The sequence below is a fragment of the Paenibacillus tuaregi genome (genome assembly GCF_900086655.1).
Taxonomy (GTDB): domain Bacteria; phylum Bacillota; class Bacilli; order Paenibacillales; family Paenibacillaceae; genus Fontibacillus; species Fontibacillus tuaregi.
Map to the genome: position 1 here is coordinate 1,505,681 of NZ_LT575476.1, position 17,789 is coordinate 1,523,469.

Here is a 17,789-nt window from a genome sequence, read left to right on the forward strand (position 1 = left end):
AAAAGAAAGCGTTATGATACTATCAGTAAGAAAATAGTGGTAGGCCTGGAATCCTAATCTTATGACTTAAATTACGAAACTGGCGGGGGAGCGATCATGAATTTAGTTCCAAAGAAGGATAACAACGAAAAGACTGCAAAAAAATTCGGGAAAGAGCAGTTAACTGGGCTTGGTAAGAAAGCGGTTACGAGTATAGGTAACGTGAAGCTGGGTGCGGTAGACCCGTCTAAGTCCGTAGGTGTTAGGCTCTTTCTGATTTTCTTTGTAGCTATTATGTTTTTTGTATTAACTCTGGGAATTCTATCTTATCAGATGGCCAAGAATACGATTGAGAATACGGCAAAAAATGCAAACCAGCAGACGATCATTCAAACATCTGAGAAGCTCGATATTGTGCTGAAGCAGTATGAAGATGGGCTTCAACAGGCTTATCTTGACCCGGATATTCAAAAAGCGATGATGGCCATCGGGTCAGACTCCGTTGGGGATTACGACCGTTATGCTCTTAACAATACCATCTCCAAGAAATTCGGAACCTGGGCATTCTCTACAAATGGAGTGCAGGGGGTATATGTAATTCCTTCGGACGGATCTTTCAAAGGCATTGGTGCGGGTACAGTTGACCAGGAGCTGCTTACTGACTTCAGTAAGAGATACTCCAGCAAGGATTTCCAAGAGAGAGGGTCAGCCAAATGGCGGAGAGTGGATCCAGGCACATTAACAACCGGTGAACCTGTATTCCGTGTGATTAAGACAATGACCACAATTGGAGGGGGAAGCAAAAGCTATTATCTCATTGCAGATATCAAGACTCAAATCCTCTCGGATCAGCTGAAGAAGATTGATCTTGGTGATGATGCCGAACTTCAAATTTTAGCACCGGATGCTACGGTAGTCGCTTCATCCAATATAAAGAACAACAGTAAGAAGACTGAATTCACCTCGCTCGCGGTACAAAAAGAGAACTCGGGAAGCTTGTTCACCAAGGACGTGGCAAACCAGTCGGTACTTGCCGTTTATAGCACCCAGGCCTCTTCAGGGTGGAAGCTGCTTGGCGTTGTGCCTACCGGCAATTTGACTAAGGACGCCAAAGGCATTCTTGTATCGACCTTTATTTCGGCCTTTGTCGTAGCCATAATTGCCATTCTGATTGGGGTTTGGATGGTCAGAATGATCGCAAGACCTCTGGGGAATATGAAAGATCTGATGCAGGAGGGAGCTAAGGGCAATCTGAGCGTTCGTGTGGCTCATAAATCCAAGGATGAAATTGGCCAGCTTGCCGCGAGCTTCAACCTGATGATGGAGCAGATTACCGAGCTTGTGAAGCAGACGAATATATCAGCCCAGGAAGTGCTGGATACAGCCAAGGATCTAACTCTTGCCTCGGACAAGACGGCTCTCTCAGCCAAAGAAATTGCGATTGCTACTGAGGAAATCGCCAATGGTGCAGGCAGTCTGGCGAATGAGGCAGAACGCGGCAACAGTCTTTCTGAGAATATTCTCAACCAGATGAATATTGTTATTGAGGCCAACAAGTCAATGCAGGTATCCGCTCATGAGGTAGAGAAGTCCAGCCATTTAGGTACAGAATACTTGAACACTTTGCTGAACAAGACCAATTCGACCTCTGAGATTACCCATGCATTAAGTCAAAAGGTAGATTCCTTGAAGAACAGCACGTCTTCCGTTCTGAAAGTGCTGGAGGTCATGCAGAATATTACGAAGCAGACTAATATACTTTCTCTTAACGCCACCATTGAGGCGGCTAGAGCAGGCACAGCCGGACGCGGATTCATGGTCGTTGCGGATGAGATTCGCCAATTGGCTGAACAGTCGCGGCAGTCGATCACGATGGTCGCTGACATTACAGATCAGATTCAGGAAGAGATGAATCAGACTGTCAAAGCTCTGGCTGCAGCCAATCCGCTATTCGCGGAGCAGATCAGCTCGGTGAAGGAAACCAATGAAATCTTTATCTCAGTACAGCAGCAAATGGAGAACTTCTTGAACCATCTTGGCTCGGTAACTGAATCCATCGAGACGCTGAATGAGTCGCAGGCAGTTCTCTCTGATGCCATGGGCAATGTAAGTGCGGTGGCTGAAGAATCATCGGCTACCTCTGAGGAAGTGGCTTCGCTAAGTAATGAACAGCAGAGCGTGGGAGAACAACTTGTCCTGCTGTCTAATAAGCTGAGCAATGTCTCCAATGGATTGAAGGAATCTTTGTCTAAGTTCAGAATAGAGTAGTACAAGGCAGCTATCCGAATGGATAGCTGTTTTTTTTGTTTTTGCAGCAGTAGGTGTGAGAGGTTATGTCCCAGGAAATAATAAACGTACTCGGAGCATAATTCAGAACTTTTATTTCCTTTGGAGGGCTTCTAGCATGACTGTGCTGCACAAAAAGCGAATATTATATATTTTAATTGCCTTAAGCGGCGTGTTCTTATTGTTAGCCATTCGGCTGGCTTATGTCCAGTTCACCTCGAACCGGGAACATTGGACAGCCGGGGGACACAGTCTTAGCGAGATGGCAGTACGTCAGCGTGAAAGAGGGATTGAGCTTGACCCGGGGAGGGGACACTTTACGGATCGTAAAGGCCATCTCCTGACCGGCCAAGTCATATGGACGCCCGTGTTATTCCCAGTGCGTGTCAAGCCGGACCCTAAATCTCTTGGGAAACTGGCCGCATTGCTTCATACGGATCCTGCAGCCTTAACCAGAAAGTGGGCGAACATAAAACAACCTGTTCCATGGAAAGATAGCAAGAGCGGGGAGCCGCTTAACTTATCAGCTGCCGATTTACAAACCTTGTCCGGACTAAAAATTGCCGGATTGGAAGCGCTGCCGATAGTCAGAAGATACAAGGCGGGTCCTTCTGGCAGGCAATGGCTTGGCTTTGTCTCCGAGCAGCCGGACACGATTAAGGGAATTTTCTCCCGAAACGGCATGGCTCATCCGCTGCCCCTCAATTTGAAGGTAGGGGGAGCTGGCCTTGAGAAGACCATGGATTCTTTTCTTAGGAGAGCCGAAGCCACAACAGCCTATGTGGTAGTAGACGGGAAAAAAAGACCGATTGAGCAGATCGGGAGCCGGATCACTGGTCCTCAAAGTCCTTATTATCCTCTTCAAATCCGCACAACGATCGACTCGGATATCCAGTTCATGGTGGAGAATTTGACCGAACGGATGGGGATGAAAGAAGGCGCAGTGGTGATCTTGGATGTCCGAAATGGAGATATTGTTGCCATGGTTTCCAAACCTTTTTACGATCCAAACCGTATTAATTTAGAAGGGGAGCAGTGGGGAAATCGGGCGGTCAAAGCTTACACACCAGGTTCTATTTTTAAGACCGTGATTGCCGCTGCCGCATTGGAGTCACAAAGTGCAAGTCCGGATGAGAAGTTCGTATGTAAAGGAGATTATGGGAAATATCATCTTTCATGTTGGAAAGAGGGAGGACATGGTGAAATCAGCTTCGAGAAGGGTTACGCTAATTCCTGTAACACCGTGTTTGCAGCTCTGGGCGAGCGCCTTACGGCTTCACAGATTGAAGCAGCGGCATTAAGTCTGGGCATAGGCCGGCGTGTTGGGTGGCAGGAGAAGATGTTTCTGGGGGCTGACGATTTAAGGCCCTTGGACCAGGAGGAAGCGGGAGCAATATTTTCAGGCAAAAGGGGAATTCCCGATCAGGGCACCCTTGCCCAGAGTGCGATCGGTCAGAGGGATGTACTCGTGACTCCGCTGCAGGCAGCGAATCTTGTAGTCACACTTCTTCATGACGGGATTGTTCTGGCCCCTCGGCTGGTAAGTGAGATTCGGTATGCTGATGGAAGTCTGCTTGCCGAACTTCCACCCCATCGTTCCCCTGCGACCGCAGGAACCATATCCGCACGAACAGCCCGAACACTGCTTCAGTGGATGCGTGAGGTTATAACTGAGGGAACCGGGAGATCTAATCTTGATGCCCGGTGGGAACTGGCAGGCAAATCAGGCACGGCTCAGGTATTGCGGGGAGGGAAGGAACTTAATGATCAATGGTTCATCGGTTATGGTCCCGTGAAGAATCCGAAATACGCCGCCGCTGTCCTTGTTCAAAGCAAGAATCCCGGTGCCCGTCACGAGGCTACACAATTGTTTCGGGAGTTAATGCAGATGCTCGCAAAAAAACTCGCCTAAATCTTAACATCATATGATAAAATAGATTAGATGCAAGGATTGTGGTGATTAGAAAAGTGGGGAGAGCGACATGGAGACTTTACTGCTGTGGTTATTCTACATTTCTACGTTGTATGCTTTCATACCGGGAATAATCAGCCGCATGTTTGGATTTCGTGTCTTCAGAAGAGGTAAGGGGGAGCATCATTTCGCTCTTACTTTTGATGATGGGCCTGATCCGGTATATACTCCTCAGCTGTTGGACTTACTCAAGAAATATAATGCGAAGGCAACGTTCTTCGTGGTAGGTTCCAATGCTGAGAAGAATCCGGAAATTGTTAAAAGGATGTATGAGGAAGGCCACCTGATTGGCATTCATAACTACATCCATAAGACAAATTGGCTGATGCGACCAGGCACGGTTAAGAAACAGATTCTTCGGACGGATAAGATTATTCATGACGTGACGGGATTCAATACGCATTATTACAGGCCGCCTTGGGGAATCGTCAACCTGTTTGATTTCTCCAAGAAGAATGATATCCAAATTGTTCTTTGGTCTTCGATGTTTGGTGACTGGAGATACAAGCTTGGTGCAGATGAGCTGGCCCGAAGAATGCTTAAGAAGCTTGCGCCTGGTGAAGTGTTCCTGCTTCACGATTGCGGGGCAACGCTTGGAGCCAATGCTGAGGCTCCAATGAATATGCTGATTGCTCTGGAAAGGGTATTGATTGAAGCCAGGAGCCGGGGATTAAGCAGCATACGGATTGACGAGATGATTGCGGAGTCAGGTGGAGCGAAGGTGGTCAGCTCGCAGCCTCTGAGCAAATCTCTGGCTAAGACAGTCAAGCCATCCTGGTTCAAACGTTCAATTGTCTACTTATGGCTGCTGTGGGAAAAGATCTTCCACCTGGTTTTTCAGTTGGAGACAACAAACAGCAAAGACCCTGTTTTTCATTTCCGGCTTCGCACTTACCATGGGGAACCTGTAGAAATGAAGGATGGAAATACACTGGAGAGCGGTGACCAGATCGTTGAACTTCATTTCGATAATAAGAAGTTATACGAGATAGGTTCGAGGGCCAAATCATCGATGCATATAGCCATTCAGATGATTCGCTCGGTGGAGAAGACACTGCCTGAGCTGGCCAAATACATTCAGGAACATCCAGAAATGATGAATGCTAAAGCTTTATACGGAGTAAGTTTGATTAACCGGGGTCCTGAACAGTTTGGATTCACGGTTAAGGATCTTCCCAAAGGTTTATTTGCGAAATCATCGACATTGTATTTGAAATTATTAATGCGTGTTATTCATCCTGCCGGTCAGCAGCGGATCAAACGCCATTCGGAGCAGATGGTACCGAAGCTGATTGTTATGCCAGTTAGCCTGCTGCTCAGTCGTTACGCGGTCAGCGGGTCCCATCGTCAAATGAATGAAGCAGAACCGAATCAGGTGGAGCCTGGAATTGAAGGCAGCGACATGGTGCTGGCCAAATAAACCAAACAGAGGCTGTCTTTAACGTCATTATAATGGCGAGAGACGGCCTCTTGTTATTTGTTTAACAGGGAAGGGAATATCCCCATAACAAACAAACGGGCGCTGCAGGGATCAAACCTGCAGCGCCCGTTTGTTAGGAACCCAAGAGGTTGAGTTCCATCATAATTATGGTGATTTCAAATATTAAATCTTCATCACGCCACCGTTGCTTGCGTTGGTTACGAGTTTGGAGTAGCGGGCAAGATAGCCGGTTTTAACTTTCGGCTCGAAGCCTTTCCAATTCGCTTTGCGTGCTGCCATTTCTTCCTCGCTGACGTGAAGTTCAATTTTGCGGTTATTCAGATCCAGCTCGATGATATCCCCATCTTCAACAAAGGCGATCGGACCGCCTTCTGCAGCCTCCGGAGAAATATGCCCGATGCTGATGCCACGGGAAGCGCCGGAGAAGCGTCCGTCGGTAATAAGACCTACCTTGGCGCCAAGTCCCATACCTGCGATTTGGGAAGTTGGAGCGAGCATTTCCGGCATACCCGGTCCGCCCTTAGGTCCTTCATAGCGGATAACAACCACATGGCCTTCTTTTACCTTGCCATTCGCAATTCCTTCCAGAGCTAGTTCTTGGGAATCGAAGCAGATGGCTGGGCCTTTATGGTAGCCGCCAACGGAAGGATCAACCGCGCCAACCTTGATAACGGAACCTTCCGGTGCCAGGTTGCCGTATAGGATAGCCAGACCGCCGCGCTCGGAATGCGGATTGTCAATGGCATGAATAACTTCAAAGTCTTTGATCTCAGCGCCTTCCACATTCTCACGAAGCGTCTTGCCTGTAACCGTGATACGGTCGCCGTGAATAGCGCCCGGCTTTTTCAGAAGCTCATTGATTACCGCACTAACTCCGCCTGCCCGGTGTACGTCTTCGATGAAATGGTTAGAAGCCGGTGCCAGCTTTGAGATATGAGGAACGCGGTTGGCCACTTCATTAATGCGCTCAAGCGGGTAGTCTATGCCTGCTTCTTGGGCGAGAGCGAGGGTATGGAGAACGGTATTCGTGGACCCCCCCATAGCCATATCCAGAGCAAAAGCGTTGTCGATCGCTTCCTCGTTCACGATATCGCGAGGTTTGAGGTCCATCTTGACCAGCTCCATAAGCTGCTTTGCAGATTCACGAACGAAATCGCGGCGTTCTTCCGATACGGCAAGAATTGTCCCGTTGCCCGGAAGAGCGAGACCAAGCGCCTCAGCCAGACAATTCATGGAGTTGGCGGTGAACATTCCTGAGCACGAGCCACAGGTTGGGCAGCCGAACTGTTCCAGCTCCAGAAGTCCTTTGTCGTCAATCTTGCCGGCTTGATACGCACCAACACCTTCAAATACGGATGTAAGCGACAATTTGTTCCCTTTGCTGTCCACGCCAGCTTTCATTGGACCGCCGCTGACAAAGATGGTTGGAATATTAACGCGCAGTGCGCCCATCAGCATTCCCGGTGTGATCTTGTCACAGTTCGGAATGCATACCATGCCGTCGAACCAGTGTGCGGAGACAACAGTCTCCAGGGAGTCAGCAATGATCTCACGGCTTGGAAGAGAGTAGCGCATGCCGATATGGCCCATTGCGATACCATCATCGACTCCGATTGTATTGAATTCAAAAGGTACGCCGCCGGCTTCGCGAATGGCTTCCTTCACGATTTTGCCAAATTCCTGCAGATGGACGTGTCCTGGTACAATATCGATATAAGAGTTGCACACCGCAATAAACGGTTTATTGAAATCTTCTTCCTTTACTCCTGCAGCGCGCAGCAAGCTGCGGTGAGGAGCACGGTCAAAACCTTTTTTAATCATGTCTGAACGCATTTTGGCTGCCATGATGTCGTCGTCCCCCTGATTCTAAATATATTTTAAGAATGTAATCCGCTAAAGCTTTATATCACAGTCTATCATATGTATATTGATTTTTCTAGCAAATCCGGAAGGTTGGCGCCCGAATATAAAAAGCTGACATCCTCCCCCGTTGGGAGTCCAAATGTCAGCCTGAATTGGAAAAGTGCTTTGACTTGTCCGAGTATGGGATATGGGAAACTTGAAACTTATTTTGTTGATTTGCTGCGGGCTTCTCCGCCTTTTTTACCGATCTGCCGGTAGAACTCCTTGTCGTGGGAGCCGGATGTAGCTTCCCCGCCTTTTTGTCCAATCTCCTGATAGAACTCACGGCTGTGATTCCTGGAGGTGGCTTGTCCACCTTTTTGTCCAATCTCCTGGTAAAATTCTTTACCGTGATTTTTGGCTGTAGCTTCGCCTCCTAGACGTCCTGCTTCTTCACGACTCAGCTTACCTTTGTTGTTACGTGCCATCAAAAATCACTCCTCATAATATAGTTAGTTACTGTGCGTTATGTTCTAATTACCACTTTTTTGGTAACTGAAACATAAAATCCTTAAAAATGGAAAAAGTATTTTAGTTTGAAAATCTTATCTTTATCTTCATGCTGTAAGCGCTGTAAAATAGATATATCAATATTGATAGGAGGCATGGTTGTGCCTGTAATCCGTGTGGCTGGTCACAAACTGCCCATTGCAGCCATTTTATTTGATAAGGACGGTACACTCCTGGATTTCATGAAGCTGTGGGGAATTTGGGCTGAGATGGTAACCCGGCAGATGAAAATGAGGGTTCAAGAACTGAACGGCACTCTTCTTGGAGGAGACGAAGGACTGCTCGGAACCTGTCTTGATGAGAATGGAAAGGTAACCGGGTATGATAGAACAGGCCCTCTTGCCATGGGATCAGAGGAGGAGACGCTTGGGCTGCTTGCTTGGCAGCTCTACCAGGCAGGAGATCCTTGGAACGAGGCCATCGTAAAGGTCAGGGAGATTTCGGCGACTGCTATGCGGGCTGCAAAAAGAGATGGGCAGGCTCAGCCTATGGCAGATCTCATTCCCCTGCTTGAGAAAGCCCGGGAGCTGGGAATCCGGCTCGGAGTGGTGACCACCGACGGATCAGGGAATGCCAGGGAGCACCTACGTGCCATGTCCATCGAGGGCTATTTCGGCAGTATCATAGGGCATGATCAGGTACGGAGAGGAAAGCCTGCACCCGATATGGTTCGACTGGCCTGCCGGGAGTTAGGTGTACTGCCTGAACAGTGCGTAGTCATCGGAGACAGCAATGCCGATATGCAAATGGGAAAATCCGCCAAATCCGCGCTGACGATCGGTTATTCACAAACCGCTGACGAGGGCGCTTATCTTACCGATGCCGATGTCCGGATCACAAGTTATACGCAAATCTCTTTGGAGCCGGATACATGAATAAGGGACAAAACTTCATATAACGATGAAATGAACTTGGAAGTGGAGGCGATGAGCATGAATAAGCATCAGTTGGAAACCTTAACCGAATGGATCAACGACAGCAGACAGATTGTTTTCTTTGGCGGAGCGGGAATCTCCACGGAAAGTGGGATTCCGGATTTCCGCTCGGCTGCGGGGATTTATCAGATGGAAGTGAACTCTCCATATTCCCCTGAAGAGATTCTGAGCCGGCAGTTCTTTGACCGTCATCCTGAAGTGTTCTACGATTTCTACAAATCTAAAATGCTGCACCCAGAAGCGGCCCCGAATCCGGCACACCGGCTGCTGGCGGCTCTTGAGCGGGAAGGCAAACTAGATATGATCATCACCCAGAATATTGACGGACTTCATCAGCAGGCAGGCAGCACACGGGTGCAGGAATTGCACGGTTCCATTCACCGCAACCACTGTCTGGACTGCGGCAAATCCTTCGCTCTTTCGGACATTATGGGAAGTAAGGACATGGTTCCCCGGTGTACGGCTTGCGGCGGGGGTGTCCAGCCGGGTGTGGTCCTCTACGGGGGGNACAAATCTAAAATGCTGCACCCAGAAGCGGCCCCGAATCCGGCACACCGGCTGCTGGCGGCTCTTGAGCGGGAAGGCAAACTAGATATGATCATCACCCAGAATATTGACGGACTTCATCAGCAGGCAGGCAGCACACGGGTGCAGGAATTGCACGGTTCCATTCACCGCAACCACTGTCTGGACTGCGGCAAATCCTTCGCTCTTTCGGACATTATGGGAAGTAAGGACATGGTTCCCCGGTGTACGGCTTGCGGCGGGGTTATCAAGCCGGATGTGGTCCTCTACGGGGAGATGCTGGATGATAAAGTCATTCATGAGAGCATAGAGGCCATAGAGAAGTCGGACCTTCTAATAATTGGGGGGACCTCGCTGACCGTTCATCCGGCAGCCGGATTAGTGGGTTATTTCGGGGGAAGCCGCAGTGTGCTGATTAATATTTCTACAACGCCTTATGATCACAAAGCGGGCCTGCTGGTCACCGAACCTATCGGTGCAGTGATGGCTGAAGTTGCCGCCCGTTTGAATTTGATGATTTAATTAAGGAGCAGCGAATAAATAAAACTTCAAGGGCTAAGAAAACGGTTTCTTGCCAAAGCGGCAGTGAAGGACTATGATCTAGTTTATAAGGAATGAATAAGAATTCAATTTGTTTTCAGGATTGTTAAGTGAGCTTACCAACAGAAAGGTAGGAGAAAAGCATGGTATACACTGCATCTGAAGACCGCTACAAGAGCATGAAATATAACCGTGTAGGCCGATCGGGCCTAAAGCTTCCGGCGATTTCTCTTGGTCTTTGGCATAACTTTGGCGGCGTGGATAAATTTGAGAACGGCCGCGAGATGGTTTTAAGGGCGTTTGATCTCGGGATTACACATTTTGACTTAGCCAATAACTACGGCCCGCCTCCAGGATCCGCGGAAGAGATGTTTGGGCAGGTGCTGCGCAAGGATCTTAGTCCTTACCGTGACGAATTGGTCATCTCCTCCAAGGCCGGATACTATATGTGGCCGGGACCTTACGGGGAGTGGGGTTCGCGAAAATATCTCGTTGCAAGCATCGATCAGAGTCTGAAGCGGATGGGACTCGACTATGTGGATATTTTCTATTCACATCGCTTCGACCCGGATACACCGCTTGAAGAGACCATGATGGCGCTGGATCATATTGTCCGCTCAGGCAAGGCGCTGTACGCGGGAATTTCCAGCTACTCCGCAGAGCAGACAGCGGAAGCGGTCGCGATCCTAAGACAGCTTGGGACTCCGCTGCTGATCCATCAGCCGAACTATTCGATGCTGGATCGCTGGATCGAGAATGGCCTGCAGGATGTTCTGGAGGAGAACGGAGTAGGCAGCATCGCCTTTTGCCCGCTGGCCCAAGGGCTGTTGACCAGCAAGTATTTGAACGGCGTTCCGGACAGCTCCCGCGCGGCAAGTCCTACCGGGTCCCTGCAGAAGGATCAAATTACGCCTGAAGTTCTGCGGAAAATCCGCGCACTGAATCAGATTGCCGCTGCAAGGGGGCAGAGCCTTGCCCAGTTCGCCCTGGCTTGGGTGCTCCGCGGCGGCAAGGTCACCTCTGCGCTGATCGGTGCAAGCCGTGTCAGCCAGATTGAAGAGAATGTGGCGGCACTGAACCAGCTCGATTTCTCCGATGAGGAATTAAGCCGGATCGAGACGATTCTGAAAGCCTAAATAACAATTGGAATCATATTTGCATTCCATGCAAGCTTACACAAGCCATTCCCCGGGCGGCGGGAGATGGCTTGTTTTTTTGTTATTGCAGCTTTTTATCTAAAGAGTTGTCTATCTAAAGAGCTGCCCTAATCCAGAGTCGAGAGGTCCATCTGCTGTGTAAGAGACCTGCGGTAGCCGCTCGGAGATACGCCCTGCAGACGGCTGAACTGGCGTGAGAAATACAGGGCATCGGGCAATCCGACCGATGCGGCTACCTGTTCGACCGACAGCTCGGGGCGGTCCCGCAGCAGCTCGCGGGCTTTATCGATCCGCAGTCTCAATAAATAGGTAACAGGTGAAATCCCAATCTGTTTCTTGAAAATTCGGGATAGATAGGCCCGGTTATAACCCATGCTGGCACACATTTCTTCGATCGATACAGGATAGGCGTACTGGCTCGACATATATTGGACCATTTGTTTGACGACCTGCTGTACCCCGGATTTCCCTCCCGCATATCCCGACTGCTCCCTCAGCTTCTCCTCAGCTTCCGCCATTATCATATAGAGACTGCCCAATGAGGACAGATGGGCGCTCGTCCGGTTCTCACGGAACACGTCAAGAATAGAGCGGAGAAGTCCGGGAATGGGGCTTTTTGTTACGGAGGAACGCAGAATGGGTCTCTCTAAATGGAAGCCCGCTGAGGCGGCGAGTTCGGAAGCCCCAACACCAGTAAAAGCAACCCAGCGGTAGCGCCAAGGCTCAGAGGGGTTGGAGGCGTAGCTTACCAGCTGATCCGGGTGGATCAGGAAGCCGTCCCCTTCCTTCAGCTCATAAGTGTCAAATTCCGTACGGAAGATCCCTTGGCCTTGTTCCACAAAATGAAACAGGTAAAAGTCGTATACCTTGGGGCCAAGCCGGTGATCAGGCCTCGTCTGGCTGGCTCCTGCGAATAGGACATGAAGCGTATCCGCACCGGAATATGCAGGGTTCCCCGCAGCCATGTAGGTTTCTGCAGTCAAGATACAGCCCCTCCTTATAAATGTCATTACGTGGATTAGCGAAAGCTTAAGGCAGGGTAGCCTTGAATTTGATACAATCAGTGTATCGTGGAAAGTCACATAAGTCCATATAAAACACGCATTGTTGCATTATCAGAGATAGCCGCTGTCTTTTATAATTGAATCAAAGGAACCAGGGGAATACGCTGCGTTAGAGCCTTGGATAATAGAGGCCAGGAGCTTGTTCGGGCCGTCTTGGTTCAATCACATAGCTCATAAAATTACGAATAAGGATGGGTGAGCTCAATTGAGTCTACAGCATTTGAAACAGTCATTTATCTCTGCCTATGGTGAGAGCCGGCAGCCGATTCGGTATTTTCAGGCTCCTGGCCGTGTGAATCTGATTGGAGAACATATTGATTACAACGGAGGTTATGTCCTTCCCGCTGCTTTGGAATTTGGAACAACCTTGGCAATCCGCCGCCGGGAGGATGATTTGGTCGTATTCAAATCCTTGAATTTTCCTTATGAGTCCTCCATCGCGCTTTCTGGTCTTGGAGCCTCCAAGACAGGCGAGTGGGTGGATTATCCGGTTGGTGTTGCTGTAGAGCTAGCCAAGCTAGGAACTGGCCTGAGTTCAGGTTATGAGCTGCTCTTTCATGGCGAAATTCCGAACGGAGCCGGGCTGTCTTCTTCCGCTTCGATTGAGGTGGTGACCGCCTACGCACTCTTAACTATGGAGGAGCATGAACGTGATACTGTGGAGATTGCCCTCTTGTCCCAGCGTGCCGAGAACCAATACGTTGGCGTGAACAGCGGCATTATGGATCAGTTCGCTGTGGCTAACGGGGCTGTGGACCATGCCATTCTGCTGATGTGCGGCACACTCGAATATAAACGGGTGCCTTTTGTGACAGGCTCCTATAAGTTAGTGATTGGAAATACAAACAAGCGCAGAGGATTGGTTGATTCGAAATACAACGAGCGCCGGACCGAGTGTGACCAGGCGCTGGCCGGGCTGCAAGTGAAGTTCCCAGAGCTGAAATTCCTGGCTGATCTGACGCTTGAACAGTTCGCGGAAACCGGGTCTGTTCTTCAGGATGATGTGCTTTACCGCAGGGCAAAACATGTAGTTGAAGAGAATTCACGCGTGCTGAAATCGGTTGAGGCTCTAAGCCACAACGACCTTATCTCGTTCGGACAGTACATGAACGAATCCCACGATTCTCTGCGTGACCTGTATGAAGTCAGCTGTGATGAGCTTGATGTTATGGTGGAAGAAGCCCGCCGGATTCCCGGAACCTTAGGCTCCCGGATGACCGGAGCCGGATTCGGAGGCTGTACCGTATCGCTTGTTCACGAGGATGATGTGGACCTGTTTGTGAAACAGGTAGGCGAGGAGTACCAGCGGCGTACAGGGATCCAAGGAGAATTCTATGTGTGCGGCGTAGGTAACGGAGTAAATGAACTCAAGGAGGGGAACTGAAGATGGCAATTCTTGTAACTGGGGGGGCTGGCTATATCGGGTCACACACTGTGGCTGAGCTCCTTGCACGAGGCGAAGAGGTAGTCGTGATAGACAATCTGCAATCGGGGCACAAGGAATCTTTGCTGGGCGGCAAGCTGTATGAAGGGGACCTTAGGGACAAGGAACTGCTGGCTAAAGTGTTTTCAGAGAATCCAATCGATGCGGTCATCCATTTTGCGGCAAATTCTCTTGTAGGCGAGAGTATGCAGAAGCCTGTGAAATATTATGACAACAATGTATACGGCACACTTTGTCTCCTGGAAGCCATGGAGCAGGCGGGTGTCCGCCGCATCGTATTCTCTTCAACGGCTGCGACCTACGGGGAGCCGGAAAAGGTGCCGATTCTTGAGACGGACCGGACTGAGCCAACCAATGTCTACGGGGAGACCAAGCTCACCATGGAGCGGATGATGAAATGGTTCGATCAGGTTCTAGGAATCAAATATGTGTCATTAAGATATTTCAATGCAGCCGGAGCTCATGAAAGCGGGAAGATTGGAGAAGACCACCGGCCGGAGAGCCACCTGATTCCGCTAATCCTTCAGACGGCTCTGGGCCAGCGCAAGGAAATCGCAGTGTTCGGTGTTGATTATCCAACCCCTGATGGAACCTGTATCCGCGACTATATTCATGTCAGTGATCTGGCCGATGCGCATTGCCTGGCTGTACAGTACCTGAGAAATGGATCAGACAGCAATATCTTTAACTTAGGCAATGGACAAGGCTTCTCTGTACAAGAGGTTATTGCCAAAGTCAAAGAGGTGACCGGGGTAGATTTCCCTGTTGCGGTGCATCCGAGACGTGCCGGTGATCCTGCGGTGCTGGTCGCTTCTTCAGAGAAGGCCCAAAGCGTGCTTGGCTGGAAGCCGGGCAGAAGCCAGCTTGACCATATCATTCAGTCGGCCTGGGACTGGCATCGCGCCAATCCGCAGGGATATGACACAAAGTGAGGGACAGAAAATGAAGGAGCAGGATAAGCAGGCGGGCAATCAAAATCAGCAGATTACGGTGGACAACGTGAAACTTGCGATTGAACAGCTTGTCTTTTACTCAACTAAGCAGGGACTTATTACACCATATGATATAGATTATACCCGTAACCGGCTGCTCGAGCTGTTCCAGCTGGATGAAGCGATCCAGGACCCTGTGGAGGAAGGGGCAATCCCTCCTCTTCCTCTCATTCTGAATACACTGATCTTGTACGGCTATGAGATTGGATTGATTCCTGAGAATACGGTAACTTACCGGGATTTGCTCGATGCGCGAATCATGGGTTTGGTTTTGGCAAGACCTTCAGAGGTCATCCGGAGCTTCCGGGAGACCGAAGCGGCACAAGGGATTTCCGCCGCAACGGACTCATTTTATAAGCTGTCGGTAGACTCCAATTACATCCGTATGGACAGAGTTGCCGAGAATGTGTATTGGAGGAAGGATACTCCATTTGGAGAGATGGAGATTACCATTAATCTGTCCAAGCCGGAGAAGAATCCGAAGGAGATTGCCGCCGCCAAGCTGCTGCCACCGCCGATCTACCCGAAATGCCAGCTTTGCCGGGAGAATGTAGGATATGCCGGACGGCTCAACCATCCTGCAAGACAGAATCTGCGGGTGATCCCACTAACCTTGAATGGGGAGCCATGGTTCTTCCAGTACTCCCCATACGTGTACTATAATGAGCATTCGATTGTTTTTCATCATGACCATGTGCCTATGAAGCTGACCCGCAGCACGTTTAAGCGCCTGTTTGATTTTGTGGGTCAATTCCCACACTATTTTATCGGTTCAAATGCCGATCTTCCCATTGTGGGGGGATCGATTCTTACTCATGATCATTTCCAGGCGGGACGGCACGTCTTCCCGCTTGAGAAGGCGCCAGAGGTGGAGGCGTTCAAGCATCCAAGATATACATCGGTGAATCTGAGTCCCGTAAAATGGCCGCTGTCCGTTCTGCGTTTGAGCTCAAGCAACCCGGAGGAGCTCCTTGATGCTGCTAACGAGCTGTATGAAGCGTGGAAAATCTATAGCAAGCCAGAATTGGACATTCTCGCTTACTCTACGGGACAAGGGGGAGAGCGTATTCCCCACAACACCGTTACTCCACTGGTGAGACGCCGGCCTAACGGGGATTATGAAATCGATATTGTGCTGCGAAACAACCGGACGAGCGAGGAGCATCCGGAAGGGATCTTCCATGCCCACCGGGAAATGCATCATCTTAAGAAGGAGAATATTGGCCTGATTGAGGTTATGGGTCTTGCCATTCTGCCTGGAAGGCTGAAACAGGAGCTTACAGGAATAGCTCAGATTCTTGCTGGAGATCATAATTTATATACACAGGTGAAGGAAGGCGCAGTTCCTGAGCTGACCACCCATGCGGCCTGGATTGATGAGCTTGTCCATAACTATGGAACCGGCCTTGAGTCTGGGAAGGTAGAAGAGATTCTGCGTGAAGAGGTAGGCGGTAAATTTGCGGAGATCCTCGGGCAAGCGGGTGTATTCAAGCAGACAGATGAGGGACAGGAAGCACTTCATGAGTTCCTGAACCGCTGCGGTTATAAGAAGTCGTCCTGATAGGACGGCTTTTTGTATGCGGGCGAATTTGTTTCCGCTGCTTCAAGGCAGTATAATCCTAGTGTATTCATTATTTGCAATTTACCAATATGGACGGAGGGACTTACAGAAATGGAAGCATTTGAATTTCGTAATCCGACGAAGCTAATATTCGGAAAAGGTCAACTAGAAAGCCTGAAGAAGGAAGTTCCCAAGTTCGGCAGCAGAGTGCTGCTGGTCTATGGTGGTGGAAGCATCAAACGCAGCGGGCTGTATGACCGTGTTATTCATATACTGAAGGAAATTGGGTCAGAAGTGACCGAGCTTGCCGGCGTAGAGCCGAATCCACGCCTGTCCACGGTACATAAAGGGGTAGACCTGTGCCGGACAAATGATATTCAGCTGATTCTGGCTGTGGGCGGCGGCAGTGTAATTGACTGTGCCAAGGCGATCGCCGTGGGAGCTAAATACGAGGGCGACATGTGGGACTTCGCGGAGCGTAAGGCTGTCGCTACCGATGCGATTCCTCTCGCTACGGTTCTGACCATGGCTGCTACGGGCTCAGAGATGAATGCCGGATCGGTCATTACCAATGATCAAACCCAGGAGAAGCTTGGCTGGGGCAGCCCGTATGCCTTCCCTGCCTTCTCTATCCTTGATCCCGAGCATACCTTCTCCCTGCCTAGGGACCAGACGGTTTATGGAATCGTTGATATGATGTCACATGTCCTGGAGCACTATTTCCACGTGCCAACCAATTCCCCTGTACAGGACGGATTCTGTGAGACGGTGCTTAGAACGGTTATTGAAACTGCGCCTAAGCTGGTTGATGATCTCCAGAACTATGAGCACCGGGAGACGATTATGTACTGTGGAACTATGGCGCTTAACGGGATTTTGAATATGGGTACAAGGGGAGACTGGGCAACCCACAATATCGAGCATGCGGTATCCGCGGTGTATGATATTCCACATGGCGGGGGCCTGGCGATCTTGTTCCCGAATTGGATGAAACATAATCTGAAGGTGGATGTGTCCCGCTTCAAGCGGCTTGCAGTTAATGTATTTAATGTGAATCCGGAGGGCAAGACGGATGAGGAAGCCGCTCTCGAAGGTATCGAGGCGCTTCGTGCATTCTGGTCTTCTATCGGTGCGCCAAGCCGTCTAAAGGACTATGACATCGATGACAGCCAGCTTGATGTGATGGCTGAGAAAGCGGTGAAGTTCGGACCATTCGGCAACTTTACCAAGCTTGATAAACAAGACGTGCTTGAAATTTATCGCGCCTCGCTCTAAATTGTGAACGTGATATGGAACGCTCCGGTTACCGGAGCGTTTTTAACTGCTCAGAAATGGCTCGGACTTGTTGCGGTGGCAGAGTATCTAGGGGAATTGTGAGAAACTAAGGGACTTCATGCAGATGCTAATTTACCCTTTTTGCAACATGATTGGAATGGCTGGCTCTTGACTCCTGGATGGAATATAATATAATTAAATGTCCT

Annotated in this window: 12 protein-coding genes and 2 pseudogenes; 11 read left to right on the forward strand and 3 right to left on the reverse strand. The window is 49.7% G+C overall.

Annotation, left to right across the window (positions count from 1 at the left end; all coding sequences use genetic code 11):
• Window positions 1-96: 96 nt before the first annotated feature.
• From BN6628_RS07000 to BN6628_RS07010, 3 genes are all read left to right on the forward strand, one after another.
• Window positions 97-2,247, forward strand: a complete 2,151-nt coding sequence (locus BN6628_RS07000) for a methyl-accepting chemotaxis protein (RefSeq protein ID WP_068615911.1) — start codon at window positions 97-99, stop codon at window positions 2,245-2,247.
• 136 nt (window positions 2,248-2,383) lie between these two features.
• Window positions 2,384-4,177 carry a peptidoglycan D,D-transpeptidase FtsI family protein gene (locus BN6628_RS07005; protein ID WP_068615913.1) on the forward strand — a complete coding sequence of 598 codons (1,794 nt, stop codon included), beginning with the start codon at window positions 2,384-2,386 and terminating at the stop codon, window positions 4,175-4,177.
• A gap of 70 nt (window positions 4,178-4,247) precedes the next feature.
• Window positions 4,248-5,657: a polysaccharide deacetylase family protein gene (locus tag BN6628_RS07010; protein WP_068615915.1), complete on the forward strand. Its 1,410-nt coding sequence runs from the start codon at window positions 4,248-4,250 to the stop codon at window positions 5,655-5,657.
• Window positions 5,658-5,840: 183 nt separating this feature from the next.
• Here BN6628_RS07010 and ilvD read toward each other — a convergent pair whose 3' ends face one another.
• Together ilvD and BN6628_RS07020 are read right to left on the reverse strand one after the other, a co-directional pair.
• A complete protein-coding gene (gene ilvD, locus BN6628_RS07015) occupies window positions 5,841-7,511 on the reverse strand; it encodes a dihydroxy-acid dehydratase (RefSeq protein ID WP_089153598.1) in 1,671 nt (556 codons plus the stop codon).
• Between the two features lie 242 nt (window positions 7,512-7,753).
• Window positions 7,754-8,008: pseudogene (locus BN6628_RS07020) on the reverse strand (KGG domain-containing protein); the annotation flags it as partial.
• A 183-nt stretch (window positions 8,009-8,191) separates the two neighbouring features.
• Between BN6628_RS07020 and BN6628_RS07025 the strand changes: the two are divergent.
• The 4 genes and pseudogenes from BN6628_RS07025 to mgrA all read left to right on the forward strand — a co-directional run bounded on the left by BN6628_RS07025 (window position 8,192) and on the right by mgrA (window position 11,226).
• Window positions 8,192-8,965: an HAD family hydrolase gene (locus tag BN6628_RS07025; RefSeq protein ID WP_068615921.1), complete on the forward strand. Its 774-nt coding sequence runs from the start codon at window positions 8,192-8,194 to the stop codon at window positions 8,963-8,965.
• Between the two features lie 57 nt (window positions 8,966-9,022).
• Window positions 9,023-9,526, forward strand: a pseudogene (locus BN6628_RS27020) (NAD-dependent protein deacylase); the annotation flags it as partial.
• 18 nt (window positions 9,527-9,544) lie between these two features.
• Window positions 9,545-10,072: a Sir2 family NAD-dependent protein deacetylase gene (locus BN6628_RS27025; RefSeq protein ID WP_454188889.1), complete on the forward strand. Its 528-nt coding sequence runs from the start codon at window positions 9,545-9,547 to the stop codon at window positions 10,070-10,072.
• Between the two features lie 161 nt (window positions 10,073-10,233).
• Window positions 10,234-11,226: an L-glyceraldehyde 3-phosphate reductase gene (gene mgrA / locus BN6628_RS07035; RefSeq protein ID WP_068615925.1), complete on the forward strand. Its 993-nt coding sequence runs from the start codon at window positions 10,234-10,236 to the stop codon at window positions 11,224-11,226.
• Between the two features lie 128 nt (window positions 11,227-11,354).
• On the opposite strand, the gene BN6628_RS07040 is transcribed toward mgrA, so the two are convergent.
• Window positions 11,355-12,230, reverse strand: coding sequence for an AraC family transcriptional regulator (locus BN6628_RS07040; RefSeq protein WP_392397628.1), 876 nt, complete (start codon window positions 12,228-12,230; stop codon window positions 11,355-11,357).
• A gap of 286 nt (window positions 12,231-12,516) precedes the next feature.
• Here BN6628_RS07040 and BN6628_RS07045 point away from each other — a divergent pair, with 286 nt between their 5' ends.
• From BN6628_RS07045 to BN6628_RS07060, 4 genes are all read left to right on the forward strand, one after another.
• Window positions 12,517-13,695 carry a galactokinase gene (locus BN6628_RS07045; RefSeq protein ID WP_068615929.1) on the forward strand — a complete coding sequence of 393 codons (1,179 nt, stop codon included), beginning with the start codon at window positions 12,517-12,519 and terminating at the stop codon, window positions 13,693-13,695.
• Between the two features lie 2 nt (window positions 13,696-13,697).
• The gene (galE, locus tag BN6628_RS07050) at window positions 13,698-14,687 is read left to right on the forward strand and encodes a UDP-glucose 4-epimerase GalE (RefSeq protein WP_068615931.1); all 990 of its coding nucleotides are present in this window, start codon (window positions 13,698-13,700) and stop codon (window positions 14,685-14,687) included.
• A 10-nt stretch (window positions 14,688-14,697) separates the two neighbouring features.
• On the forward strand, window positions 14,698-16,308 hold the full coding sequence (locus BN6628_RS07055) for a UDP-glucose--hexose-1-phosphate uridylyltransferase (RefSeq protein WP_068615933.1): 1,611 nt from the start codon (window positions 14,698-14,700) through the stop codon (window positions 16,306-16,308).
• 111 nt (window positions 16,309-16,419) lie between these two features.
• Window positions 16,420-17,583 carry an iron-containing alcohol dehydrogenase gene (locus BN6628_RS07060; RefSeq protein ID WP_068615934.1) on the forward strand — a complete coding sequence of 388 codons (1,164 nt, stop codon included), beginning with the start codon at window positions 16,420-16,422 and terminating at the stop codon, window positions 17,581-17,583.
• The last annotated feature ends 206 nt before the right edge of the window (window positions 17,584-17,789 follow it).

Coding starts and splice junctions, on each gene's coding strand:
- BN6628_RS07060 (WP_068615934.1), top strand. CDS start 16,420: ATGGAAGCATTTGAATTTCGTAATCCGACGAAGCTAATATTCGGAAAA.
- BN6628_RS07000 (WP_068615911.1), top strand. CDS start 97: ATGAATTTAGTTCCAAAGAAGGATAACAACGAAAAGACTGCAAAAAAA.
- BN6628_RS27025 (WP_454188889.1), top strand. CDS start 9,545: ATGCTGCACCCAGAAGCGGCCCCGAATCCGGCACACCGGCTGCTGGCG.
- ilvD (WP_089153598.1), bottom strand. CDS start 7,511: ATGCGTTCAGACATGATTAAAAAAGGTTTTGACCGTGCTCCTCACCGC.
- BN6628_RS07005 (WP_068615913.1), top strand. CDS start 2,384: ATGACTGTGCTGCACAAAAAGCGAATATTATATATTTTAATTGCCTTA.
- mgrA (WP_068615925.1), top strand. CDS start 10,234: ATGGTATACACTGCATCTGAAGACCGCTACAAGAGCATGAAATATAAC.
- BN6628_RS07055 (WP_068615933.1), top strand. CDS start 14,698: ATGAAGGAGCAGGATAAGCAGGCGGGCAATCAAAATCAGCAGATTACG.
- BN6628_RS07010 (WP_068615915.1), top strand. CDS start 4,248: ATGGAGACTTTACTGCTGTGGTTATTCTACATTTCTACGTTGTATGCT.
- galE (WP_068615931.1), top strand. CDS start 13,698: ATGGCAATTCTTGTAACTGGGGGGGCTGGCTATATCGGGTCACACACT.